At 66.0% G+C, this 25633-nt stretch carries 14 protein-coding genes; 10 read left to right on the top strand and 4 right to left on the bottom strand.

Annotated features, from left to right (window positions below; translation table 11 throughout):
- Positions 1-128 precede the first annotated feature (128 nt).
- The 3 genes from ACK3BK_RS21200 to ACK3BK_RS21190 all read left to right on the top strand — a co-directional run bounded on the left by ACK3BK_RS21200 (position 129) and on the right by ACK3BK_RS21190 (position 15437).
- Positions 129-14111, top strand: a complete 13983-nt coding sequence (locus ACK3BK_RS21200; RefSeq protein ID WP_411383241.1) for an autotransporter-associated beta strand repeat-containing protein — start codon at positions 129-131, stop codon at positions 14109-14111.
- Between the two features lie 172 nt (positions 14112-14283).
- Positions 14284-14847: a GNAT family N-acetyltransferase gene (locus ACK3BK_RS21195; RefSeq protein WP_186668294.1), complete on the top strand. Its 564-nt coding sequence runs from the start codon at positions 14284-14286 to the stop codon at positions 14845-14847.
- A 50-nt stretch (positions 14848-14897) separates the two neighbouring features.
- Positions 14898-15437, top strand: coding sequence for a hypothetical protein (locus tag ACK3BK_RS21190; protein WP_186668292.1), 540 nt, complete (start codon positions 14898-14900; stop codon positions 15435-15437).
- A 10-nt stretch (positions 15438-15447) separates the two neighbouring features.
- Here the strand turns inward: ACK3BK_RS21190 and ACK3BK_RS21185 are convergent, their stop codons facing one another.
- The gene (locus tag ACK3BK_RS21185) at positions 15448-15927 is read right to left on the bottom strand and encodes a DMT family transporter (RefSeq protein WP_411383240.1); all 480 of its coding nucleotides are present in this window, start codon (positions 15925-15927) and stop codon (positions 15448-15450) included.
- Between the two features lie 90 nt (positions 15928-16017).
- Between ACK3BK_RS21185 and ACK3BK_RS21180 the strand changes: the two genes are divergently transcribed.
- Together ACK3BK_RS21180 and ACK3BK_RS21175 are read left to right on the top strand one after the other, a co-directional pair.
- On the top strand, positions 16018-16935 hold the full coding sequence (locus ACK3BK_RS21180) for a LysR family transcriptional regulator (protein WP_411383239.1): 918 nt from the start codon (positions 16018-16020) through the stop codon (positions 16933-16935).
- Positions 16936-17022: 87 nt separating this feature from the next.
- Positions 17023-17412 (top strand): lysozyme inhibitor LprI family protein, encoded by a 390-nt coding sequence (locus tag ACK3BK_RS21175; RefSeq protein WP_186708077.1) that lies wholly within the window; start codon positions 17023-17025, stop codon positions 17410-17412.
- A gap of 202 nt (positions 17413-17614) precedes the next feature.
- Here ACK3BK_RS21175 and mnmH read toward each other — a convergent pair whose 3' ends face one another.
- Complete coding sequence (gene mnmH, locus ACK3BK_RS21170) at positions 17615-18718, bottom strand: tRNA 2-selenouridine(34) synthase MnmH (RefSeq protein ID WP_411383238.1); 1104 nt, start codon at positions 18716-18718, stop codon at positions 17615-17617.
- Positions 18718-19752 carry a selenide, water dikinase SelD gene (gene selD / locus ACK3BK_RS21165; RefSeq protein ID WP_186721550.1) on the bottom strand — a complete coding sequence of 345 codons (1035 nt, stop codon included), beginning with the start codon at positions 19750-19752 and terminating at the stop codon, positions 18718-18720. Before selD ends, mnmH begins: the two co-directional genes overlap by 1 nt.
- A gap of 125 nt (positions 19753-19877) precedes the next feature.
- On the opposite strand from selD, the gene ACK3BK_RS21160 reads away from it, so the two are divergent.
- Genes ACK3BK_RS21160 through phnE form a run of 4 tightly spaced genes read left to right on the top strand, consistent with a single transcriptional unit; the run spans position 19878 to position 23108 of the window.
- Positions 19878-20732, top strand: coding sequence for a putative selenate ABC transporter substrate-binding protein (locus ACK3BK_RS21160; RefSeq protein WP_411383237.1), 855 nt, complete (start codon positions 19878-19880; stop codon positions 20730-20732).
- Positions 20729-21523 carry a phosphonate ABC transporter ATP-binding protein gene (locus ACK3BK_RS21155; RefSeq protein ID WP_411383236.1) on the top strand — a complete coding sequence of 265 codons (795 nt, stop codon included), beginning with the start codon at positions 20729-20731 and terminating at the stop codon, positions 21521-21523. The genes ACK3BK_RS21160 and ACK3BK_RS21155 overlap by 4 nt, the downstream gene beginning before the upstream one ends.
- Positions 21517-22344 (top strand): PhnE/PtxC family ABC transporter permease, encoded by an 828-nt coding sequence (locus ACK3BK_RS21150; RefSeq protein ID WP_186668275.1) that lies wholly within the window; start codon positions 21517-21519, stop codon positions 22342-22344. Before ACK3BK_RS21155 ends, ACK3BK_RS21150 begins: the two co-directional genes overlap by 7 nt.
- Positions 22341-23108, top strand: a complete 768-nt coding sequence (gene phnE, locus ACK3BK_RS21145) for a phosphonate ABC transporter, permease protein PhnE (RefSeq protein WP_411383235.1) — start codon at positions 22341-22343, stop codon at positions 23106-23108. Before ACK3BK_RS21150 ends, phnE begins: the two co-directional genes overlap by 4 nt.
- A 95-nt stretch (positions 23109-23203) precedes the next feature.
- Here the strand turns inward: phnE and ACK3BK_RS21140 are convergent, their stop codons facing one another.
- Positions 23204-24094, bottom strand: coding sequence for a bestrophin family protein (locus ACK3BK_RS21140; RefSeq protein WP_411383234.1), 891 nt, complete (start codon positions 24092-24094; stop codon positions 23204-23206).
- Between the two features lie 258 nt (positions 24095-24352).
- Here ACK3BK_RS21140 and ACK3BK_RS21135 point away from each other — a divergent pair, with 258 nt between their 5' ends.
- Positions 24353-25408 carry a diguanylate cyclase gene (locus ACK3BK_RS21135; protein WP_411383233.1) on the top strand — a complete coding sequence of 352 codons (1056 nt, stop codon included), beginning with the start codon at positions 24353-24355 and terminating at the stop codon, positions 25406-25408.
- The last annotated feature ends 225 nt before the right edge of the window (positions 25409-25633 follow it).

Here is a 25633-nt window from a genome sequence, read left to right as displayed (position 1 = left end):
CTACACATTCCCAACAAGGAATCATGTAGCCATGGTCAGGTGTTTCGTCGTCGCGTGTTCGACTAACCGGCAACATAGCAGTGCACGCGTTCAAGGACCGAACCACCTGATCCACGAAGGAGCTCTCCGTGGACAGAAGCGTCGCCTCCATTTTGCCTACCCGTCTTTCCCATTTGTCGCTCGCTGTGAGCCTGGCTGTCGGAGGCCTGGCCTTCGGTCTGACGAGCGAGCAGGCCCTGGCCGTGTGCAGTGCGGCCGGTTCCACCATCACGTGTAACGGCGCCGCCAACCCTCTGGCACCGAGCTATACCAACGGCGGCAGCGGCCTGACGGTCAACGTGAACCCTGGCGCCAGCCTGGGTACCTTGCTGGGCGTAGGGGGCACGTCGCTGTCGCTGGCGGGCAACAACAACACGTTGAACAACTCCGGCACCATCGACCCTACATTGCTGGGGCTGTTGAGCATTCAGTCCAGTGCAGTGCTGATCGGCAATACCGGCACCGGCAGTACGCTCAACATCAACAACAATGCCACGGGTGTGATCAAGGGCACGGGTGCCTTGCTCGGCGCCAACCTTCTTAACCTCACGGGCATGGCGCTGGACGCGCGCAACGGTGCGGCCGGTACCACTACCATCACCAACGCCGGCAGCATTGGCTCCTCGGCATTGGCTTCACTGACGCTGCTCAGTGAAGACACCCCGGTCATCGCGGTTACCGGCGGCAGCACGGTGAACTTCACCAACACCGGCACCATTCTTGGCCGGGCAGCGTTCGAGGCTTCTGCCGCAGGCAACACCTTCACTAACGCCGGCACCTTGACCGGCAGCTTGTCGATGGGGGCCAACAGCACCAACCGCTTCAATGCCATCACTGGTTCGAGTGTCGGTGCCGGGCTTGGTATCAGTGTCGCCTTGCTGGTCACCAGTAATCCCAACCTGGCTTTCGCAGCCGCCGGCAAGATCGACGGCGGTGCCGGCGGCACCAACACGCTGGCCTTGCAGAACGCTATTGGTGGCGGCAGCGGGACTGCCGGCAGCGGCACGATCAACGCCAACAACTACATCAACTTCAGCCGTCTGATCGTCGATAGCGGCACCTGGAGCCTGATCGGCGCGGTGCTCAGCGGCACGACCCAGACCACCCTCAACGGCGGCGTGCTCAACTTCGACAACTCCAGCGCCTTCGGCAGCGGCGGCATCACCGTCAACGGTGGCAGCCTGTTGGGCAGTGTCGCGGGGTTGAGCCTGGCCAACGCCCTGACCCTCAACGCCGGCCTGAGTGTCGGCGGTGGCAACGACCTGGCCCTCAACGGCGTGGTCTCGGGCGTCGGCGGGCTGACCAAGACCGGCGCCGGCCTGCTCACCCTCGGCGCCACCAACACTTACAGCGGCGGCACCAACCTGACTGCGGGCGGCCTCAACCTGACCAGCGCTGCGGCGCTCGGCAGTGGAGCGCTCACCGTCAGTGGTGCGGGCAGCCTGCAAGGCAGTGTGCCGCTGGTACTGAACAACGCGGTGGCGCTGAACGCGGCGCTGACCTTGCCCGGCAGCAACGCCCTGAGCCTTGGCGGCGTGCTGAGCGGCACGGGCTCGCTGGTCAAGAGCGGTACCGGCAACCTGACGCTCAATGGCGTCAATACCTTCTCCGGCGGCACCACCCTCGGCACAGGCACGCTCACCCTCGGCAATGCCAGCGGTCTGGGCAGTGGCGCGTTGACCCTGACCGGCAACGGCACCCTCGATACCACGGCCGTCATGACCCTGGGCAATGCCATCAACCTGGGCAGCAGTGCCTTGACCTTGACTGGCAACAACGCGCTCACACTGGGCGGTGTGATTGGCGGTACCGGCAGCCTGGTCAAGAACGGCGCGGCCGACCTGACCCTGAACGGCGTCAATACCTTCAGCGGCGGCACCACGCTCAGCACCGGCAAACTCACTGTCGGCAACAGCGCCGCGCTGGGTACGGGCGCTCTCGCATTGACTGGCAACGCCAGCCTCGACGCCAGCGCAGCGGTCAGCCTGGGTAACGCGATCAACCTCGGCGCCAACACCCTCAACCTGCTGGGCACCAGTGCCACCACCCTGGGCGGGGTGATCAGCGGCACCGGCGCACTGGTCAAGAGCGGCGCAGCCGACCTGGCGCTCAACGGCAACAACACCTTCAGCGGCGGCCTGACCCTCAACACCGGCAAACTCACCGTGGGTAACAACAACGCCCTGGGCGGCGGTGCCTTGACCCTGGGTGGCAATGCCAGCCTCGATGCCAGCACCGGTGTCAACCTGGGCAACGCCATCAGCCTGGGCGCCAATACCCTCAACCTGCTGGGCACCAGTGCCACCACCCTGGGTGGGGTGATCAGCGGTACCGGCGCGCTGGTCAAGAACGGCGCCGCCGGCCTGACCCTCAACGGCGCCAACACCTTCAGCGGTGGCACCACCCTCAACGCCGGGGTGCTGACCGTCGGCAACAACGCCGCACTGGGCACCGGTGCCCTGAGCCTGGGCGGCAACGCCAGCCTCGACGCGGGCGTGGCCGTCAACCTGGGCAACGCCATCGACCTGGGGGCCAACACCTTGAGCGTGCTGGGCAGCAACGCCACCACCCTGGGCGGGGTGGTCAGTGGCACTGGTGCGTTGGTCAAGAGCGGTGCCAGCAACCTCACCCTCAGTGGTGCCAATACCTTCAGCGGCGGCCTGAACCTCAACGCCGGCACCCTGACCCTGGCCAGCGCCGCGGCGCTGGGCACCGGCGCGCTCAACGTTGGCGGCGCATCCACACTCGCCAACAGCGCGGCGATGACCCTGAACAATGGCGTCAACCTCGGCGCCAACCTGACCCTCTCCGGCGCCAACAACCTGACCCTGGCTGGCAACCTGAGCGGTACCGGCGGCCTGATCAAGAATGGGGCGAGCACCCTTACCCTGAGCGGCAGCAACACCCAGAGCGGTGCCACCGCGCTCAACGCCGGCACCCTGGTGGTCGGCAGCGCCACCGCCCTGGGCACAGGCGCGCTCAACGCCGCCGCAAACACCACGCTGGATTCTTCGGTGGCCGGGCTGACCCTGGGCAACGCGTTGAACCTGGCCGGTAACATCACCCTCGCCGGCAGCAACGACCTGACCCTGGGCGGCGTTATCGCCGGTATCGGGGGCCTGACCAAGAACGGCAGCACGACCCTGACCCTCAATGGCGCCAACACGCAGTTCGGCGCCACCAACCTCAACGCCGGCACCCTTGTGGTCGGCAGCAACACGGCCTTGGGCACTGGCGCGCTGAATGCCGCTGCCGGTACCCACCTGGACGCCAACACCGCAGTCAACCTCGGCAACGCCGTGAACCTGGCCGGTGCCCTGACCCTCGACGGCACCGCCAACCTGGGCCTCGGTGGCGTGATCGCCGGTGCCGGCAGCCTGGTCAAGAACGGTGCCGCCACGCTGACGCTCTCCGGCCCCAACACCTTCCTGGGCGGCACCACCCTCAATGCCGGTGGCCTGGTGCTGGGCAATGGAGACGCACTGGGCGTCGGCAAGTTGACCGTCGCAGGTGCCGGTACCCTGGATACCACGGCTGCGCTGACCGTTGGCAACGCCGTTACCCTGGATGCCGACCTCACCCTGGCCGGCAGCAACAACCTCAACCTCTCCGGCCTGGTCGATGGCACCGGCCGTCTGATCAAGAATGGCACCAGCACGCTCACCCTCGGCGGCCTGAACACCTATGCCGGTGGCACACTACTCAACGCTGGCGCCCTGGTGCTGGGCAATGGTAGCGCCATCGGCACCGGCGACCTCATCGTCGGTGGCGCCGCAAGCCTGGACGCCAGCGCCGCACTTAGCCTGGGCAACAACATCGGCCTGAACGCCGACCTCACCCTCACCGGCAGCAACGCGCTGACCCTCGGTGGTTTAGTCAGCGGGACAGGAAAGTTGGTCAAGAACGGCAATGCCACCGTGACCTTGGACGGGATCAACACCTATGCTGGTGGCACCACGCTCAACGCGGGTGGCCTGGTGATAGGCAACGGCAGCGCCCTGGGGACCGGTGCCCTGACTGTGGCCGGCGCCGCCAGCCTGGACAACAGCGCGGTCGCTACCCTGGGCAACGACATCGCGCTCAACGCCAACCTGACCCTCGGCGGCAGCAACGACCTGACCCTGGGCGGTGTCATCAGCGGTACCGCAGGTCTGATCAAGAATGGCCTGGCCGACCTCACGCTGACCGGCAACAACACCTTCAGCGGTGCCGTCGACTTGCTCGGCGGCAGCCTCACCACCATAGGTACTGGCGCCCTCGGCAACAGCTCGGGCGTCAACGTCGGGGCGGGCGCCAGCCTGAACCTCGGTGCCAGTACCACGATCGGCGGCCTGAGCGGTGCCGGCGCGGTGAGCGTGGCGGGGGGCAGTGACCTGACGGTCGGCGGCAACAACCTCAACAGCGTTTTCAGCGGCGCCCTGGCCGGTAGCGGTGGCCTGATCAAGGCAGGTACCGGTGCTCTGGAGCTGTCCGGTGTGAACGTGCTTGGCGGCGCCACCACGGTCAATGGCGGCCTGCTCAATGTCAGCGGTTCGCTCGCCAGCTCCGGCGTACAGGTCAATGTCGGCGCCAGCCTGGGCGGCACCGGCAGTCTGCTGGGCGCGGTCGACATCGCCAACGGCGCACACCTGTTGGCCAACAGTGGCGCGACCCTCAATACCGGCGCGCTGACCCTGCACAGCGGCTCGATTCTCGACTTCGGCCTCGGCTCGCCCTCCACGGGCGGCACTGCCTTGGTCAACGTCAACGGCAACCTGACCCTCGACGGCACCCTCAACGTCACCGACCTCGGTGGCTTCGGCACCGGTATCTATCGGCTGTTCGACTACACCGGCGCGCTGGTCGACAACGGTCTGGTCGTTGGCTCGTTGCCGGGTAGCGTGCTGCCGGGCGATGTGCAGGTGCAGACTGCCATCGGCTCACAGATCAACCTGCTGGTGGGCGGTGCAACCGGCACCGTGCAATTCTGGGACGGTGGGCAAAGCGTGCCGAACGGTGTCATCGATGGTGGCACCGGCACCTGGAATGGCGCCAACACCAACTGGACCGACGTCAACGGAGTGCTCAACACCACTTGGGCCAATGACTTCGCGGTCTTCCAAGGCACTGCGGGCGATGTCACCGTGGTGGGCACCCAGGCCGCGACTGGCCTGCAATTCGTGACCAATGGTTATCGCCTGATCGGTGCCGGTGGCCTGGACCTGGTCAACGCCAGCAACGGTGCCTTTGCCGTGCGTGTCGACCCGGGCGTTACCGCGACGATCAACGTCGGCCTCTCCGGCAGCGGCCAACTGGCCAAGCTCGACACCGGCACCCTGGTGCTCAACGGCGCCAACAGCTACACCGGCGGGACGCTGCTCAACGGTGGCACCCTGGTAGTGGGCAACGACACCGCCCTGGGCACTGGCGCGATCAGCGCCGCAACGGGCACCACCCTGGACAGCAACACCGCAGTCACCCTTGGCAACGCCCTGGCCCTGAGTGGCGCGCTGACCATCGCAGGTAGCGCCGACCTTGGCTTGTCTGGCGTGGTATCGGGTGCCGGCAGCCTGGTCAAGAACGGCGCGGCCAACCTGACGCTGGGCAACGCCAACACCTACAGCGGCGGCACGACGCTCGGCGCCGGCACCCTGACCGTGGGCAACGACCTGGCCCTCGGCACAGGCGGCCTGAACGTCACTGGCGCTTCCAGCCTCGCCGCTACTGGCAGCGTGGCGCTGGCCAATACTGTAGCGCTGAACGCCAACCTGACTGTGCCAGGCACTGGCAACCTCACGCTCAACGGCGCACTCAGCGGCACCGGTGGGCTGATCAAGAACGGCACCGGCGTACTCACCCTGAACGGCAGCAACAGCCAGCAGGGCTCTACCAGCCTCAATGGTGGCACCCTGGTGGTTGGCAGCAATACCGCCCTGGGCACTGGCGCGCTGAATGCCGTAGGTGGCACTACCCTGAGTGCAGGCGCCAACGTGACCCTGGCCAATGCGCTCAACCTGGCGGGCAACCTCACCATCGCTGGCGCGCAGGACCTGGTGCTAGGCGGCAACATCAATGGTGTCGGCGGCCTGACCAAGACCGGCAGCGGCACACTCACCCTCAATGGCACCAATGGCAACCTGGGCAACACCAGTCTCAACGCGGGCACCTTGGTACTCGGCAACGCCAGCGCGCTCGGCCTCGGCCAGCTCAACGCGGCTGCGGGCACCACCCTGGATAGCAACTCGGCGCTCACTATCGGCAACACCGTCAATCTGGGCGGCAACCTCACCATCGCCGGCAGCAACGACCTGGGCCTGGGTGGGCTGGTCACGGGCGCTGGCAGCCTGACCAAGAATGGCGCCGGCAACCTCACCTTGAGTGGCCCCAACACCCTGTCCGGTGGCGTGACCCTCAACGCCGGCACCCTGACCCTGGGCAATAACTCGGCACTGGGCCTCGGCAACCTGACCGTCGGCGGCGCCAGCAACCTGGCTACTACTGGCCCCCTGATCGTGGCCAATCAGGTCACGCTCAACGACACCCTGACCCTGCCTGGTAACAACGACCTGGCCCTGAGCGGCGTGATCAGCGGTACTGGTGGGCTGACCAAGACCGGCACCGGCAACCTGATCCTCGGTGCCGGCAACACCTACCAAGGCACCACCACGCTCGCCGCAGGCACCCTGACCCTGGGCAACGGCAGCGCGCTGGGCGCTGGCAATCTTTCGGTCACCGGCAACAGCACCCTGGCCACCACCGGCGCCCTGCAAGTAGCCAACGCCATCGGCCTGGGCACGGGCGCTACCTTGGGCGTCAACAACGCCCAGACGCTGACCCTCGACGGGGTCATCAGCGGCGGCGGCGGCCTTAACAAGACCAGCACCGGTCAATTGGTGCTCAACGGCGCCAACAACTACACCGGCGGCACCTCGTTGCAAGCCGGCAGCCTGCTGCTGGGCAACGCCAGTGCCCTGGGCAGTGGCGCCCTGAACGTCACCGGCGCCGCAGCCCTCGACGCCAGCCAGGCTCTGGCTCTGGTCAACGCGGTCAACCTGACCGGTGGCAATCTTACCCTTGATGGCAGCCAGGCCCTCACCCTCAACGGTGTGGTTTCCGGCACCAACGGCCTGGTGAAGAACGGTGCCGCCAGCCTGACCCTCAACGGCAACAACACCTACAGCGGCGGCACCACGCTCAACGCCGGCACGCTGACCGTCGGCAGCAATACCGCGTTGGGCACCGGGGATCTGACCACAGGCGCCAATACCTCCCTCGATGCCAGCGCGAGCGCCGCCTTGGCCAACAATGTGCACCTGGGCGGCACGCTCAACCTGCCAGGCACCGCCGACCTGACCCTCAATGGCGTGCTCGACGGTGTCGGTGGCCTGAACAAGGCTGGCGCCAGCACCCTGACCCTCAATGGCGCCAACAACTACCTGGGTGGTACCACCCTGGGCGCCGGGCAACTGGTGGTGGGTAACGACAACGCGCTGGGGCAGGGCGCCCTGACCGTCGCCGGGGCTTCGACCCTGAGCAGCGGCGTCGCCAGCACCACCCTGGCCAACAACGTCACCCTCAACGCCGGCCTCACTGTCGCCGGCACCAACGACCTGACCCTCAACGGTGTGATCAACGGTACCGCTGGGCTGACCAAGAACGGCAGCGGCAACCTCACCCTCAACGGCAACAACGGCTACCAGGGCGGCACCGAGCTCAACGCCGGGCGCCTGACCCTCGGCAGCAGTGGCGCCCTGGGCACCGGCACCCTCAGCGTGACCGCCGACGCCACCCTGGCCAACAGCGCGCCGATGGCACTGGGCAACACCATCGCCCTGAGCAACGGCGCCAACCTGACCGTCGAGGCCGCCAACGCCCTGATCCTCAGTGGCGATCTGGGCGGCACAGGCAACCTGGTCAAGACCGGTGTCGACGACCTGACCCTGGTCGGCGTCAAGACTTTCACCGGCAACGTCGATATCCAGGCCGGCTCGCTCACCACGCTCGGCAGCGGCGTGCTGGCCAACGTCGACACCCTCAACATCGGTGCCAGTGGCCAGCTCAACCTCAACGGCAACACCAGCCTTGGTGCCCTCACCGGCAGCGGCAACGTCGATGTCGGCGTTGGCAGCACCCTGAACCTGGGCAGCAACAACGCCAGTACGACCTTCGGTGGCGCCCTCAGCGGCTTGGGCGGCCTGGCCAAAGATGGCACCGGTACTCTTACCCTTACCGGTACCAGCAACCTGGCTGACAACACGCAGGTCAACGCTGGCACCCTGAAAATCGATGGCAGCCTGGGCAGTAACCTGCTGACCGTCGCCAGCGGCGCAACCCTCACCGGCAGCGGCTCTGCCAATGCCTCGGTGGTGATCGACAACGGCGGCCACCTGGCAGGCCAGAGCGGCACCACCCTGGGCCTCGGTTCGCTGGTGCTCAACAGCGGATCGATCGTCGATGTCGGCCTGGCTTCGCCAGGCACTGGCGGCACCGCGCTGTTCAATGTCGGCGGCAACCTGACCCTCGACGGCACCCTCAACGTCAGCAATATCGGTGGCTTCGGCAACGGCGTGTACCGCTTGTTCGACTACGCCGGCGCGCTGACCGACAACGGTCTGGACTTCGGCACCCTGCCGCTGGGCGTGAGCCTTGGCGATGTGTCGCTGCAGACCGCCCTGGCCAACCAGATCAACCTGCTCGTCAGCTCCAGCGGCCTGAACATCCAGTTCTGGGACGGCAGCCAGACTGCCCCGAACGGCCAGGTCGATGGTGGCACCGGTGTGTGGAACGCCGGCAACACCAACTGGACCGACCTCAACGGCACCGTCAACACTACCTGGGGCAGCACCTTCGCGGTGTTCCAGGGCACGGCAGGTGACGTCACCGTCGACGGCAGCCAGAGCGTCAATGGCATGCAGTTCGTCAGCAACGGCTATCGCCTGCTGGCCGGAACCGCCGGCCTGCTCGATCTGGTCAATGGCAGCGGTGGCGATACCAGCGTGCGGGTCGATCCCGGCGTGATCGCGACCCTCGATGTCGGCCTGGGCGGTGTCGGCAAACTGAACAAGCTCGACACCGGCACCCTGGTGCTCAACGGCAACAACAGCTACAGCGGCGGCACCCAGCTCAGCGGCGGCACCCTGGTGCTGGGCAGCAACACCGCCCTCGGCACCGGCCTGCTGGACACTGCCAGTGGTACCACCCTGGACACCAACAAGAACGTGAGCCTGGCCAATGCGATCACCCTCGCCGGCCCGCTGAACCTGACCGGCAACAACGATCTGGCGCTCACCGGCAACATTGGCGGCGCCGGCAGCCTGGTCAAGGCCGGCAATGCGCAACTGGCCTTGTCCGGCAACAACAGCTACAGCGGCGGCACCGCGCTGAACGGCGGCACCCTGGTGGTAGGTTCCAACACCGCACTGGGTACCGGCGCGCTCGATGCGGCGGCAGGCACCAGCCTGGACAGCAGCCAGGCCGTGGCGCTGGCCAACAACGTCAACCTGGCCGGTAACCTCAACGTGCTGGGCGGCAATGACCTGAGCCTCGGCGGCACCGTCGCTGGCGCTGGCCGTCTGATCAAGTCCGGCATCGCGCGGTTCAGCCTGCTGGGCGGCAATACCTTCAGCGGCGGCACCGAGCTGCAGGCCGGCACCCTGGTGGTCGGCAACAACGGCGCGCTCGGCACTGGTGGCCTGGACGTGACCGGCAACGCCAACCTCGACAGCAGCGCTGCGGTCACGCTGGCCAATCCGGTCAGTGTCACCGGCATCCTCAACGTGCTGGGCAGCAACGACCTGCAACTGGCCGGTGTGCTCAGTGGCAACGGCGTGTTGAACAAGAACGGCCTGGCCGACTTCACCCTGTCGGGCAACAACACCTTCAGCGGTATCCTCAACATCCTCTCCGGCAGCCTGAGCACTATCGGCACCACCGCGCTGGGTACCCAGAGCGAGTTGAACGTCAGTGCAGGCGCCAGCCTTAATCTTGACGGCAACACCACGCTGGGCGAGATCGGTGGCACCGGCGCGATCCAGATCGCTGCGGGCAACAGCCTCAACGTCGAAGGCGGCGTGTTCGACGGCAACATCAGCGGCACCGGCACGCTCAATAAACTCGGCACCGGCACCCTGGCCCTGAGCAGCAGCAACAGCCATACCGGTAATACCAACGTGCAGGCCGGGGGCTTGAAGGTGGATGGATCGCTCGCCAGCAGCGCGGTCAACGTTGCCAGTGGGGCGACGCTGTCGGGTGCGGGCAGCCTCGGTGGGGCGGTGACCGTCGCCAGCGGCGGCAGCCTCGCAGCCACCAGCGGCACGACCCTGAGCGCGGGCAACCTGTCGCTGGATGCCGGTTCGAACTTCAACGCGGCGCTCGGCACGCCGACTGGCGGCAATTCGCCGTTGGTCAACGTATCCAACAACCTGACCCTTGGCGGCACCTTGAACGTCACTGATATCGGTGGCTTCGGTGCCGGTGTGTACCGCCTGTTCGCCTACGGCGGCAGTCTGATCAACAACGGCCTGGCCTTTGGCTCCACGCCCGTTCCAGTGACCGACCTGACGGTGCAGACGGCCATTGCCAACCAGGTCAACCTGGTGGTGGGCGGTGCCAGCAACGTGCTGTTCTGGGACGGCAGCCAGAGCGTGGCCAACGGCCTGATCGATGGCGGCAGCGGTACATGGGATGCCACCAATACCAACTGGACCGATGCCAACGGCGTGCTCAACACCACCTGGAACGACACCTTCGCCGTCTTCCAGGGCGCCACCGGCACCGTCACCGTGAACGGCAGCCACAGCATCACCGGCCTGCAGTTCATCACCGACGGCTATGTGCTCGATGCCGGGACGGGGGACGAGCTGCTCACCAGCACCAGCGGCACCACCAACCTGCGGGTAGACAGCGGCGTCACCGCCACCCTCAACGTCGCCCTCAACGGTGCCGGCAACGTGGCCAAGTACGATGCTGGCACCCTAGTGCTCAACGCCGCCAACGGCTACAGCGGCGGCACCGCGCTCAACGGCGGCACCCTGGTGGTCGGCAACGACAGTGCGCTGGGTAGCGGCACGCTGACGGCCGCCGCGGGCACCACCCTGGACAGCAACACCGCCGTCACCCTGGCCAACGCCGCAGTACTCAACGGCGCACTGGCCATCGGCGGCAGCAACGCGCTGACCCTCAACGGCGACATCAGCGGTGTCGGCGGGCTGGTCAAGAATGGCGCAGGCCTGCTGACCCTGGGCGGCAGCAACAGCTACGGCGGCGGCACCCAGATCAACGCGGGCACTGTGGTCGGCAACACCACCAGCCTGCAGGGTGCGATCCTCAACAACGCGGCGCTGACCTTCGAGCAGAACGCCAACGGCAGCTACACCGGCAACCTCACTGGCAGCGGGACGCTGACCAAGAACGGCAGCGGTGAACTGCTGCTGACCGGGGTCAATGGCTTGACCGGCGCCACCACCGTCAATGCCGGCAGCCTGCTGGTCAACGGACGCCTGGACAGCGCCACGGTACAGGTCGCTACCGGCGCTCGCCTGGGCGGCAGCGGCACCTATGCCGGGGCTGTGCAGATCGCCGACGGCGCCACCCTGGCCGCAGGCCAGAGCAGCACACCGTTGACGGTAGGCAGCCTGAACCTGAGTTCCGGCAGCGCCCTGGACTTCTCGCTCGGGGCGCCAGCGGCGTCCACTACGGTGGTCAAGGTCGACGGCAACCTGGTGCTCGACGGTACGCTGAACATCACCAATGCCGGCGGCTTCGGCACCGGCGTCTACCAGCTGTTCAACTATGGCGGCGCGCTGACCAACAACGGTCTGGTCTTCGGCGCTGTCCCCGGCAGCGTGGCACTGGGCGACCTGAGCCTGCAGACCGCCATCGCCAACCAGATCAACCTGGTGGTGCAGGGCGCGGGCGACCAGCTGCAGTTCTGGAACGGCGGCAAGACCAATCCGGACGGCAGCATTGGCGGCGGCAGCGGCACCTGGGGCCCTGGTACCAACTGGACCAACGCCAACGGCACCACTGGCGAAACTTGGAGCGATGCCTTCGCTGTGTTCGGTGGCCAGCCTGGCACCGTCACCGTGGTCGGCAATCAGTCGTTCAGCGGCATGCAGTTCCTCAGCGACGGCTACCAGGTGGTGCCGGGTACAGGTGGCAGCCTGACCCCGGTCAACGGCGCCGATGGCAGCCTGGCGCCGGTACGGGTCAACGCAGGTGCCAGCGCCGTGATCAGTGCGCCACTGGTTGGCACTGGCGGTATCGAAAAACTCGACGCTGGCACGCTGTTGCTGACCGGAGCCAACACCTACACCGGTGGCACCATTGTCAGCGGCGGCACCTTGGCCGGTAACACCACCAGCCTGCAAGGCAACATCACCAACAACGCCAACCTGGTGTTCGCGCAGGGCACCAACGGCACCTTCAACGGCACCCTCAGCGGCACCGGCACCACCACCAAGCAAGGGGCGGGCAGCCTGTTGCTGACCGGCAACCAGCCGTTCAGCGGCGCCTTCAACGTCAACCAGGGCACGCTGCAGGTCGGCAATGCCGACAACCCGGGCACCAACCTTGGCGCCCAGGTCACCGTGGCCAACGGCGCGGCGCTGACCGGCAACGGCACCGTCGCCAGCCTGACCAACCACGGCACCGTGCTGCCAGGGCCTGCGGGCAACCTCAATGTCAGTGGCAACTTCACCAACGCCAGTGACGGCAACCTGGTCATCGACCTGGGCACCGCCCCGGTGAACTACCTGAATGTCGGCGGCACCGCCAACCTGGGCGGCAGCCTGACGGTTGCCAACCTCTCCGGCGGCAACGGGCAGTACACCGTGGTCAGTGCAGCTGGCGGCATCAACGGCACCTTCGCTAGCAACAACCTGGTGAACTCGGCGTTCCTCAACAGCTCGATCGACTATGGCGCCAACCAGGTGACCCTGTCGGTCAGCCGCAACGGCAACTCGTTCGCCGATGTCGCTGCCTCCAGCAACCAGCGTGGTGTCGCCACGGCCCTGGAAAGCACCGGCGCGCCGACCAGCCTGCGCGACAACATCCTGCCGCTCGACCGTCAGGCCGCGCAGTCGGCGTTCGACAGCCTGTCCGGGGAAATCCACGCCAGCACCGCGACCGTGCTGATCGAGGATTCGCGCTACATCCGCGACGCGGTCAACGACCGTATGCGTCAACCGGATTGCAGCCGCGAGGACGACCCACGCCGCACCCTGGCGCCGACCGCCAACCAGCAGCTGACCAGCGAAGGTTGCCAGGGCCAGGCCGTGGGCTGGATCCGCGCCATCGGCGGCTGGGGTGACTACGACGGCAGCAGCAGCCATGCCAGCGTCGACCGTGACCTGTCGGGCTTCATGCTCGGTGTCGATCGTGCCCTGGACGATCAGTGGAAGGTCGGTATCGCTGCCGGGTACACCCGCAGCAGCATCGATGCCCACCGTCGTCAGTCGGACGCCAGCGTCGACAGCTACCACCTGGCCACCTACCTGGGTTACCAGATGGATGCCTTCGCCGCACGCCTGGGCGCCAGCTACACCTGGCACGACATCGATACCAAGCGCGATGTCCAGGTGGGCAGCTACGACGACCGCCTGAAAGCCAAGTACAAGGCACGCAGCGCCCAGGTGTTCGGCGAGGTGGGTTACGCCATCGACGCTGGCGGTATCGCCCTGGAGCCGTTCGCAGGCCTTGCCTACGTCAACTACGACAGCGACAGTGCCCGTGAGAAGGGTGGGGACGGTCGCCTGAAGGCCAGCGTCGATCAGGACGTGACCTTCTCCACCGTCGGGGTGCGCGCCGGCAAGCGTATCAAGCTGGACAACGGCAGCGAGATCACTCCGCGCCTGTCGGTCGGCTGGCGCCACGCGTTCGGCGATACCAAGCCCGATGCCGATGCACGCTTCATCGCCGGAGGTGCGAGCTTCAGCACCGAAGGGGTGCCGATCGCGCGGGATGCGGCGGTGGTCGAGGCGGGTGTCGACCTGGCCGTGGGCCAGAGCGGCAAGCTGGGCCTGGGTTACTCCGGGCAGTTGTCCAGCGAGAACCGCGACCATGGCGTGGTGCTGAGCTTCAGCATGGGCTTCTGATCGGTTGAACCACAGGGGCTGTTCTGCAGCCCCGTTACATAACAAGCCCGCACCACAAGACCGTGGGCGCGGGCTTTTTACGTGACGGAGCCTTCACCGCCACCTCGACTTACTTTCATCACGCCGCTGACGCTAGACTGTCATCTTCCCAAAGTCGGACAGGAGTCCCTGCGTGACCCACCCCCGCAGTTTCCCCAGCGACCTGTGCCTGGACAGCCCGCGCCTGCAACTGCGCCCCATGCGTCATGGCGATGCGGCGCAGTGGCTGGCGATCATGGCCGACCCGGAGGTCATGCGTTTCTGGCACCATGCCCCCTGGCAAGAACTGGCCGAGGCCGAAAGCGCCCTGGCCGCCGACCGTGAAGCCTATGCCGCCGGCACCCTGCTCAAGCTCGGCATGTACCGGCGCGACAACGGCGAGCTGATCGGCATGGTCCAGTTGTTCAATCTCGATGACGATTCGCGTCGCGGCGAGATCGGCTACTGCCTGGCCAAGGCCGTGCAAGGTCGGGGTTACATGGACGAGGCGCTGACCTGCTTCATCGACTATCTGGCCCACACCCTGCACATGCGCCGCCTGGAGGCGGAGATCGACCCGCGCAACCAAGGCTCGGCGCGCACCCTGGAGCGCCAGGGCTTCGTCCTCGAAGGCACGCTGCGCGCCCGCTGGTGCGTGGCGGGCGAGCTGTCCGACTCGGGGATTTACGGGCTGTTGCTGGAACCGCCTGTCGCCTGAGGCGCGGGTGCGGTAAGGTCGGGGTTTCGCCCGATCCGATGGAGCTTCGGTTGCCAGCCTACTACCTCAGTATCAGCCTGCTGCTTTACCTGCTTGGCCTGTGTTTCGACGGCGTCCTGATGGGGGCCGGGCGGCACATGCCCGCTTTGCAGATGCTGCTCTACGGCCCCTGGGGCGTGGCATTCGAGCTGTACCAGTGGTTCGCCAACCCCCTGATGGCGCTGGCGGTCCTGAGCCATCGGCGCTTGCGGCGACTGTCGCTGCTGTTCGGTCTGCTCGCGCTGTACCTGGCCGCAAGCAGCCTTGGCCTCGAGCGGCTACCCGACAACCGCAGCTACGCGTTCCACGATGTCACAGGTTTCGGTGCCGGGTTCTACCTGTGGTCGCTGTCGATCCTGACCTTCTGCGCGGGCCAGGCCTGGTGGTGCTGGAAGGCCCGCAAGGCCGACGACATGCCAGGTTGGCACTGGCTGGACGTGGCCCTGATCGCGGCGCTCGGGGTGATGCTGTATGCCGCAACGCAGATGCCCTCGCTGCGCTTCGAGGTGGATCAGGTGCTGATGCCGCCCGAGCCTGCACAAAGCTTGTAGAGCCCTGGCCTCAGGCGCTGCGCGCCGTGCCCCACTGCACCACCAGCATGCCCCCGACGATCATCGCCACCCCCAGCAGCCGTGGCAGGTTCACGGGTTTCTCCGGCAGGCCCATCAAGCCGAACTGGTCGATCAGCAACGACGACAGCACCTGCCCGGCGATCACGCAGACGATGAACCCCGCCGCGCCCAGGCGTGGCGTCAGCACCAACGCGGCGGTGATGTAGATCACCCCGGCGACGCCCCCCAGCCAGGCCCACCAGGGTGCCTGGGCCAGGTTCTGCAGCTGTGGCATGGGCGCGCGCATCAGCAGCAGCGCTGGCACCAGCATCATCAGGCTGACCAGCAGCGAAACCCCCGCCGCCCACAACGGGTGCCCGAGCAAGCGCCCCAATGCAGCATTGCTGCCAGCCTGAAAAGGCACCGCCGCTCCGGCGAGCAGGGCGACGAGCAAGGGCAGGACGGCGGACAAGGCAAAGACGTTGGGCATGGCGTGAGCTCCTGTGGATAACCTTGGCCCAGTCTCTTGTATGCGCTTAAATGATGGAAATTCGAATTCTGCACAGGCTGTATTCGCCATATGGATGACCTGCGTCGCATCGATCTCAACCTGCTGCTGACCCTGCATGCCTTGCTCAGCGAGCAGCACGTCTCGCGCGCGGCGCTGCGTTTGCACCGCAGCCAGCCGGCGGTGAGCCATGCCTTGGCGCAACTGCGCGACATCTTCGCCGACCCGCTGCTGGTGCGTCGTGGCGCCCGCCTGGTACTGAGCCCTCGCGCCCAGGCCCTGCGCGATCCGCTGCAGCAGGCGCTGGCGCAGCTCGACGGGCTGCTGGGCAGCCCGGGGTTCGAGCCGGGCAAGGCGCGCCGCACCTTTCGCCTGGCGATGTCCGACTATGGCGCCCAGGTGGTCCTCCCTGCGTTGATGCGCGAGCTGCGCACCCTGGCACCGCAAATCGATCTGGTCATCTCCCAGGGCAGCCGCGAAGCGATGCTCGGGCAGTTGATCGACGGGGAGGTCGACCTGGCGCTTGGGGTGTTTCCCGAGTTGCCCTCGGAGGTCCATGAGCAGGGCTTGTTCGAGGAGTCGTTTGTCTGTGTGGCCGATCGCAGCAGCCTGCCAGCACGTGGCGGCCTGACTCTGGACACCTGGCTGGCGCGCCCGCATGTACTGGTGGCGGTACGTCCTGGCATCGACAACGAGATCGACCAGGCACTCAAGGCTCTTGGTGTCCGTCGGCGCATTGCCCTTACTCTGCCGCATTGGGGCGTGGCCCAGACCGTGCTGGCCGGGACCGACCTGGTGTTGACCGTGGCCCGGCGCAGTCTGGCAGCAAGCCCGCCAGGCAAGGCCCTGCGGGTCTTCGAGCCGCCGCTGCCGATCAGCGCGTTCAGCTTTGCCCAAGCCTGGCATGCCCGGCGCGAGGGCGATGCTGGGCATCAGTGGTTGCGCGAGCTGATCCATCGCCACTGCCAGGGCTGGCATTCACCTGCGTAGGACGGGTCCGATTTCACAGGGTTACAGGGGCCTTGCGGCGTACTTGCTGCTAGGCTGGCAATCTTTCCGATCAGAGGGTTCTCTTCGATGTTCAAGCATTCCCTGGCAGCCGTCGTTGCCGCGCTGGTATTCGCCTCGCAGGCCCAGGCCGACGAGAACTCCCCCGCCTATACCCAATGCATGGACAACGCCTCCAGCACCGTTGCGATGAGTGCCTGCATCAAGGATGAAACCAAGTTGCAGGATGATCGCCTCAACCGGGTCTACAAGCAGTTGCTCGGCAAGCTCGAGGCGCCGCAGCAGAAAAGCCTGCGCGAAGTGCAGCGCGACTGGATCAGCTTCCGCGACAAGAACTGCAAGTTCCACGTGCAGGCCAGCGGCGGGACCCTGGCGCAACTCGAAGGCGGCATGTGCGTACTGGACATGACCCGCGAGCGCGCCGCGGAGCTGGAGCGGATTCTCAGCCCCGGGCAGTGAATGGTCTCGAACCCTGTAGGAGCGGGCTTGCCCGCGAAAAATACACCGCGCTGCCTGGCACGGGCTACGCCCGTGTTCGCGGCGGTTCGGCGCCCCGACAAGCCCGCTCCCACAGGGGGGGGCTGGCCTTTAGATTTTGAGCAAGACAGTTGCTCCTACAGGTATCGCACCGGCAGAGTCGGTGCCATGCCCCACGAGGCAATCAGCGCCGGCGCAGCGCCCGTGCTTTCAGGTACTCCCGTACCTCGAGCGCGTCACCGGCAAACTCGATCCTGCCCGACTTCGCCTCACGCTGGTACGCATACATCGGGTCGTAGTACTCGTTGAGCAGACCCTCGATCCAGCCTCGGTGCAGATCCACCTCACCGCTGTGCAACTGCACCTGCAGCGCCTGCTCCAGCAGCGCATACAGCCGCTGGAAGCGTTCGCCCCCCAGACGCTTGTGGATATTGCCCATGCTCTGACGCAGGCGCTCGGCAAACAGGCGGCGCCCATCCTCTTCGCCATGCAGGGCAACGAATTCGGCACACAGGTTGATCACGTAGTCGCGCAGGATGCGCTCGACGCGATGGGCAAAACTGTCTTCCAGCCACACCAGCGGATACTGCTGCATGCCTTGGTACAGCGCCAGCGGCACCGAGCAGCTGCCGACCATCCGCCCCTCGTCCTCCAGCACGAACTGCTGCATGCCCCGCGCGCGCTTCTTGAGCATATCGATGGCCAGGCGGTTCTCGAAGTCGATCGGTGCCGGTTGCGCGGTGGCGCGCTTGCCGAAGCTCGAACCCCGGTGGTTGGCGTGGCCTTCGAGGTCGAGCACGTTGTCCAGTTGCAGCAGCACGTCGGTCTTGCCGGTGCCGGTCAGGCCGCCCAGCAGCACGAAGTCGCATTGCTCGACTGCCTGTTGGGTGGTGTCCATCAGGAAGGTCCGCAGGGCCTTGTAGCCGCCTTTGACCCGCGGATAGTCGATGCCCACGTCTTTCAGCCAGCCCTGGACGATCTGCGAGCGCAGGCCGCCACGAAAACAGTACAGATACCCTTGGGGGTTGGCCTGGGCGAATGCGGCCCAGGCTTCCAGGCGCGCCTGCTTGACCGCGCCGCTGACCAGTTGGTGGCCCAGGGCGATGGCTGCGCTTTGGCCCTGATGCTTGTAGCAGGTGCCAACCTTCTGCCGCTCCTGGTCGTTCATCAGCGGCAGGTTGATGGCGCTGGGGAAGGCACCCTTGGCAAACTCGACCGGTGCACGCATGTCCATCATCGGCGCATCGTCGAGGAACAGCTGTTTGAAGTCGGTGCAGTCGGGGCGCATCAAATCACCTCGACTGCGTAGGTCTGTCGCTCGACCAGTGTGCCGATCGGCGACAGGTCCAGGCCCAGTTCAGCGGCGACCCCCAGAAACTCCGCCTCACCCTCGGGACTCACGGCTACCAGCAGGCCACCACTGGTCTGCGGGTCGCACAGCAGGTGCTTCTGCTCATCGCTCAGGGTGCCGATCTTGTGGCCATAGCTGTCGTGGTTGCGCAGCGTACCGCCGGGAATGCAGCCCTCGGCCAGGTAGTGATCCACACCCGGCAGGCGCGGTACGGCCTCGAACTGCAGGCGCGCGGTCAGGCCGCTGCCTTCGGCGACTTCGACCAGATGGCCGAGCAGGCCGAAGCCGGTCACGTCGGTCATCGCCTTGACCCCGTCGAGCTTGCCGAAGCGGCTGCCGGGTGTGTTCAGGGTGCACATCCAGTCGCGCGCCAGGCCTTGGTCCTGTTCACGCAGCTTGGACTTTTTCTCGGCGGTGGTGAGGATGCCGATACCCAGTGGCTTGGTCAGGTACAGCGTGCAGCCGGCGGTCGCGGTGTCGTTGCGCTTGAGATTGCGCTTGCCGACCACGCCGGTCACCGCGAGGCCGAAGATTGGCTCGGGCGCATCGATGGAGTGGCCGCCGGCCAGTGGAATGCCCGCTTCGGCGCAGACCGCACGGCCACCACGGATCACCTCGCGGGCAACCTCAGGCGGCAACACGTTGACTGGCCAGCCGAGGATGGCGATGGCCATCAGCGGGTCGCCACCCATGGCGTAGATGTCGCTGATGGCGTTGGTCGCGGCGATACGGCCGAAGTCGTACGGATCGTCGACGATGGGCATGAAGAAGTCGGTGGTCGAGACCACCCCGCGCTCGTCGTCCAGAGCGTACACGGCAGCGTCGTCACGCGAGGCGTTGCCGACCCAGAGCTTGGGGTCCAGCGCCTGGCTGCCGCTTTCGGCAAGGATCACATCCAGCACCTTGGGGGAGATCTTGCAGCCACAGCCTGCGCCGTGGCTGTACTGGGTCAGGCGAATCGGCTCGCTCATTAGGCACCTCGGGGTCCAATTGTTGCGCGATTGTAGCAAAGCTGGCCTTTGCGCCATCGGCTCTTATAATTCCCGCAGTCGGTGCGTCGCCGGCACTTTCCCCGCTATTGAACCGGAGAACTCCCATGCTCAAACGCCCCTTGGCGCTCGCCGCCGGCCTCGTGCTGTCCTGCTGCGCCGTCATCGCACAGGCCGCCGACACTTTGCGGGTCAGCGCTATTCCCGACGAAGCGCCGACCGAACTGCTGCGCAAGTTCAAGCCGCTGGGTGAATACCTCGAGCAGCAACTGGGCATGAAGGTGCAGTTCGTACCGGTCGCCGACTACCCGGCGGTGGTCGAGTCGCTGGCCAGCAATCGCCTGGACCTGGCCTGGCTGGGGGGCTTCACCTTCGTCCAGGTGCACCTGAAGGATCCGACCGCCACTCCGCTGGTGCAGCGTGAGCAGGATGCGCAGTTCACCAGCAAGTTCATCACCGCCAACCCGGACGTGAAGAGCCTGGCCGACCTGAAGGGCAAGACTTTTGCCTTCGGTTCGATCTCCTCGACGTCCGGCAGCCTGATGCCGCGCTATTTCATGCTCAAGCAAGACAACATCAAGCCTGAAGGCTACTTCAGTCGGGTCGCCTATTCCGGTGCACACGACGCCACCGTGGCCTGGGTTCAGGCGGGCAAGGTCGATGCCGGCGTGCTCAACGCCAGCGTCTGGCAGAAGCTGATCGATGCGGGCAAGGTCGACACCAGCAAGGTGAAGGTGTTTGCCACCACGCCGACCTACTACGATTACAACTGGACCGTGCGCGGCAACATGGACCCGGCCCTGAAAGACAAGATCAAGCAAGCCTTCCTCGCCCTCGACCCGGCCAAGCCCGAGCATAAGGCGATCCTCGACCTGCAAGCGGCCAGCCGCTTCATCGAAACCAAACCCGAAAACTACGCCGGCACCGAACAGGCTGCCCGTGAGGCCGGCTTGCTCAAGTGAGTATTCAACTGCACGCGGCAGGGCTTCGGCATGGTCAGGTACGCGCCCTCGAAGACGTGAGCCTGCGCATCGACAAGGGCGAGCGGGTGGCGGTGATCGGGCCATCGGGAGCGGGCAAGTCCAGCCTGCTGCACCTGATGGCCACGGCCGTGCAGCCCGGCGCCGGGCACCTGGAGTTGCTTGGCGCACAGCCCTGGGCATTGTCGGCGGGTGCGCGGCAGCGCCTGCGGGCGCGGGTCGCGCTGGTGCACCAGGCGCCGCCGCTGCCGCCGCGCCAGCGGGTGGTCACCGCCGTCCTGGCCGGGCGCCTTAGCCAGTGGGGCACCTTGCGCGGCCTGCTCAATCTGCTGCACCCCAGCGATGTGCCGGGCGCGCGACAGGTGCTGGCGGAGTTGGGGCTGGCCGACAAGCTGTTCGTGCAGTGCGGGCAGTTGTCCGGTGGCCAGTTGCAAAGGGTGGGTATCGCCCGGGCGTTGTATCAACAACCTGAAGTACTGCTGGCCGACGAACCCGTCTCGGCGATGGACCCGGTGCTGGCTGATCACAGCCTGGCCCTGCTCAATCGCCACGCGCAAACCCATGGCGTGACACTGGTCGCCAGCCTGCATGCCGTGGAGCTGGCGCTCGCGCATTTCCCCCGGGTGATTGGCATCCGCGAAGGGCGCGTGGTGTTCGATTGCCCGGCAGTGGCGGTGACCGATGCCTTGCTCGACGCCCTCTACGCCAATGAGCAACTGGCGTCGCCAACGACCGTGGGGCCGACGCTGACGGTGCAGATCCCGCGATGCTGAAGACCGATGCCCGCGACCCTGCGGCGTTGCCACGTCTGTTGCTGACGCTGTTGTGCCTGGCCCTGTTGTGGCCGGGCGTGCAGTTGAGCGAACTCGACCCCGGGGTGCTGTTGCAGGCCGAGAACCGTCAACAGATGGCAAGCTTCGTTGGCGCCTTCTGGCCACCGGCCCATGACCGGGACTTTCTGGCGTTGCTGTTCGAGGCCACCCTGCAGACGCTTGCCGTGGCCACTGCCGGCATGACCCTGGCATTGCTGCTGGCCATCCCCGCCAGCCTGCTGGGCAGCCGGGCATTGTCGTTGAGGGCGGCATCCCGCGCGGGTCGCCCCGGGCCTTGGTCGCGGCTGGTGCGCATGCCGGTACGCGGCCTGCTGGTGTTCCTGCGCAGCGTGCCGGAGATCGTCTGGGCGCTGTTGTTCGTGCGCGCCGTGGGGCTGGGACCGACGGCGGGGGTACTGGCCATCGCCATCACCTACAGCGGCATGCTTGGCAAGGTCTATGCCGAAATCTTCGAGTCGGTGGACCAGCGCCCGGCCCACGCCTTGATGCAGGCCGGCAGCGGACGGCTGAGTGCGTTCTGCTATGGCATCCTGCCGGTGGCGGCGGCGGAGGTGGTGTCCTACACGGTCTATCGCTGGGAATGCGCGGTGCGGGCTTCGGTGGTGATGGGCTTTGTCGGTGCTGGCGGGCTGGGGCAGCAGATCGACCTGTCGATGCGCATGTTCGCTGGCGCCGAGGTGGCGAGCATGCTGCTGGCGTTTCTCGTACTGGTGACCCTGGCCGATGTGTTGAGCCGCGTGTTGCGCGGGAGGCTGGCATGATCCGGGCGATCAACCTGCTGGTGATCGTCGCCATCGTCGCGGCGGTGGTGGCGTCGTTCGCCTACCTGGAACTCGACCTTGCGGCCGTCGTCGGCAATGGTGGATTGGCGCAGATGGGCGAGTACGCCTCGCGCTTCCTGAGCCCCGACCTGTCCCCCGAGCATCTGCGTGCCGTGGGCCGTGGTGCATTGGAAACCCTGGCGATGTCGGGGCTGGGCACCTTGCTGGCGATGGTGCTTGGCCTGCTGCTGGCATTGCCCGCGGCCGGGCGCTTCGGCTGGCCGCTGCAGGGGGCGGCGCGCTTGCTGCTCAATGCCCTGCGGGCTATCCCTGAGCTGGTGTGGGCGGCCTTGACCGTGCTGGCAGCCGGGCTCGGGCCCAATGCCGGCACCCTGGCCCTGGCGCTGCACACGGCAGGCGTGCTGGGGCGCCTGTTCGCCGAGGCGCTGGAGAACGCGCCCGCAGAGCCGGCGGCGGCGATCCGCTTGCAGGGCGGCAGCCAGGTCGCAGCGTTCTGCTTCGGCACCTTGCCCAATCTGTGGCCGCAGTTGCTGGCCTACAGCCTGTATCGCTGGGAGAACAATATCCGCATGGCCAGTGTGCTGGGCTTCGTTGGTGCGGGCGGGTTGGGGCAGATGCTCTACACCACCCTCAGCCTGTTCCAGGAAGCCCAGGCCAGCACGGTGATCATCGGCATGCTGGCGCTGGTGTTGCTGGTGGATGCCTTCAGCGATGTGCTGCGCCAGCGCTATGTGCGGGCCTGAGCACTCTCCGTAAGCGTGGCGATTCGCTGGCTACTGTGGGGATGGCACCGGCTTTGCCGGTGATCGCGGGACAAGCCCGCTCCCACACATCGACCTCAATCCACCCATTCCCCACACTGCGCCTCACGCTGCATCGACTCCAGGTTCCGTTCGATGGTCTCGCAGATCGTGTCCATCGGAATCTGGTGCTCGCTGCGTCGAAACGGGCTCTGCAGGTCGGTGCCGATCCGCTCGATCGCCAGCAGCATGAAGCCCACCACCGTCGAAGCCAGCGGCGTGAACCACTCCAGCGACTCCACCAGCCCGATCGGCACGATCACGCAGAACAGCGTGATGAACAACCGCGGAAAATACACGTAAGGGTAGGGCAGTGGCGTATTGGCGATTCGCTCCATCCCGCCCTGGGCGTTGGACAGGTCCACCAGCGTCGACTCCAGCCGCGCCAGGCGAATGCTGTCCAGCCGCCCGGCCTTGTATTCGCGTGCCAGCAAGGCGGCGGAGCCGGCGAGGATGTCGTTGGCGAAGTTGTTCGAACCATTGCGCCGCTCGAACTCGTGATGCGGGATGAACGCCATCAGCTCCGGCGGGCACGGCTCGTTCTTCAGGTTCGCTGCCAGGCAGTTCACATAGGCCACATGCCGACGCAGCAAGGTCGCCTTGACCGGGTTGAGCCCGTCATCTGGATCGTCTACCAGCGTCAGCACCTGCCGCGCAAAGCTGCGTGAACTGTTCACCATCGCCCCCCACAGCGTGCGCGCCTCCCACCAGCGGTTGTAGGCACTGCTGTTGCGAAAGCTCACCAGCACCACCAGCGCCGAACCCAATAGCGTCAGCGGGATCAGCGGCAGGCTGAACTTGCTGTTGAAGAACAGCATGAAGTCGATGGTGACCAGGATGTCCCACACCAGCAGCCACAGCAGCGACCAGCCGATGTAGTTGAAGGTCTTGAGGACCAGGCGGTACTTGCGCACGAGGTAGTTTTTCACGCAGGGATCTCTTCGTGGAGCGGATGAAGGATCCGACGTCGGGGGCGGGGCAAGGTTCGGTGGACTGGATGTTACTGGACGTGTTTCTCGCGAGGTCGAGACGGAATTGACCCGACGGTTAGTGTATTTCGTCCAGCACGTTTGAAGTCCTGTTTTCGATAGTGGCACAATGCTCGAACGCCGACCCCCAGGGCATTTTCCCGCCTGGCTGCCTGTCCGGTGCATTCAAGGACAGTCCATTTTTTCGGTGAGCCCTCGATGATCGAGCGAACGGGTAAGGGTCTTTCCTTCGCCAAACGCATGTACCCACCCCGCGCCATTGGCACCGGGCTGGGGTTCTTCTGTGTGCTGATCGGCATCTGGCCGCTGCAGCCGGCCTGGTGGACCTGGGCCTTGCTCGCGCTGCACGGCTTCGTCTGGCCGCACGTCGCTTATCAGCTGGCCCGGTTGTCGAAGCAGCCCTTTCGCGCCGAGCAACGCAACCTGGTGTTCGATGGCTTTGCAGGAGGCTGCTGGGCTGGCGTCATGGGGCTCAACCCGCTGCCGAGCGTGATCATCCTGTCGATGATCGCCATGGACAAGATCGCTGCTGGCGGCTGGCACATGCTCGGCAAGACCTTCCTCGCCCAGGCGCTGGGCATTGGCCTGGGGCTCTGGTTGTACGCGCCACCGCTATTCCCGCCTACCAGCCAGGCGCAGATGCTTGCGTGCCTGCCGATCCTGCTGATCTACCCCATGGCCATCGGCCTGATCTGCTATCAAGTCACCGTCCAGCTCGCCCAGCACAAACGCACCTTGGCGCGCCTGAGCCAGACCGACAGCCTCACCGGCCTGATCAACCACGGCGCCTGGAAAGACCTGCTGCTGCGCGAATTCCAGCGTTGCCGCCGCGACAATCAGGCCAATGTGCTGGCACTGATCGACATCGACCATTTCAAGCAGATCAACGACCGTCACGGCCACCTGATGGGCGACGACATCCTGCGCACCCTCAGCGCGTTCCTGCCGACCCACCTGCGCAAGAGCGACCCGGTGGCGCGCTATGGCGGTGACGAGTTCTGCGTGATGCTGCCCGGCGTCAGCGTGGCGCAGGCCGAAGAAGTGCTCGAGCGGCTGCGCGAGGCGGTGGAGTGTTATCGCCATCCTGAATTGCCGGAGCAGGGGTTGAGCCTGAGCATCGGCATCGCGCCTTTTGGCGGGCATCTTCAGAGCGCCGAGGCCTGGTTGCATGAGGCGGATATGGCGCTGTACCAGGCCAAGAGTGCGGGGCGAAATCGGATTGTAGTGGCGGGGCGGTATGGGGCGTTGGTGTAACACCAGCACATAGCTGCGATGTGTTGGTTTTGAGTTTGCTCAGCAGGTCGACCTCTTTCGACCCGCGCAGCTCAAAAATAAACGGACGCCAATAATCCGATTGTTTTCGATAAGCAGGCTCTTCAGCTATGCCTAGGCGTACCCAATCCTATGGATAAACGGATTTAATCGTCCGTTTATTTTAATTAGTCGGACATATTTGGCCGCTTATGGAAAGATTTTTTC

The organism is Pseudomonas sp. L7 (genome assembly GCF_046605565.1).
Lineage (GTDB): Bacteria > Pseudomonadota > Gammaproteobacteria > Pseudomonadales > Pseudomonadaceae > Aquipseudomonas > Aquipseudomonas wayambapalatensis.
Note: the sequence above shows the minus strand (reverse complement) of the source record. Positions and strands in the feature narration are given on the sequence as shown.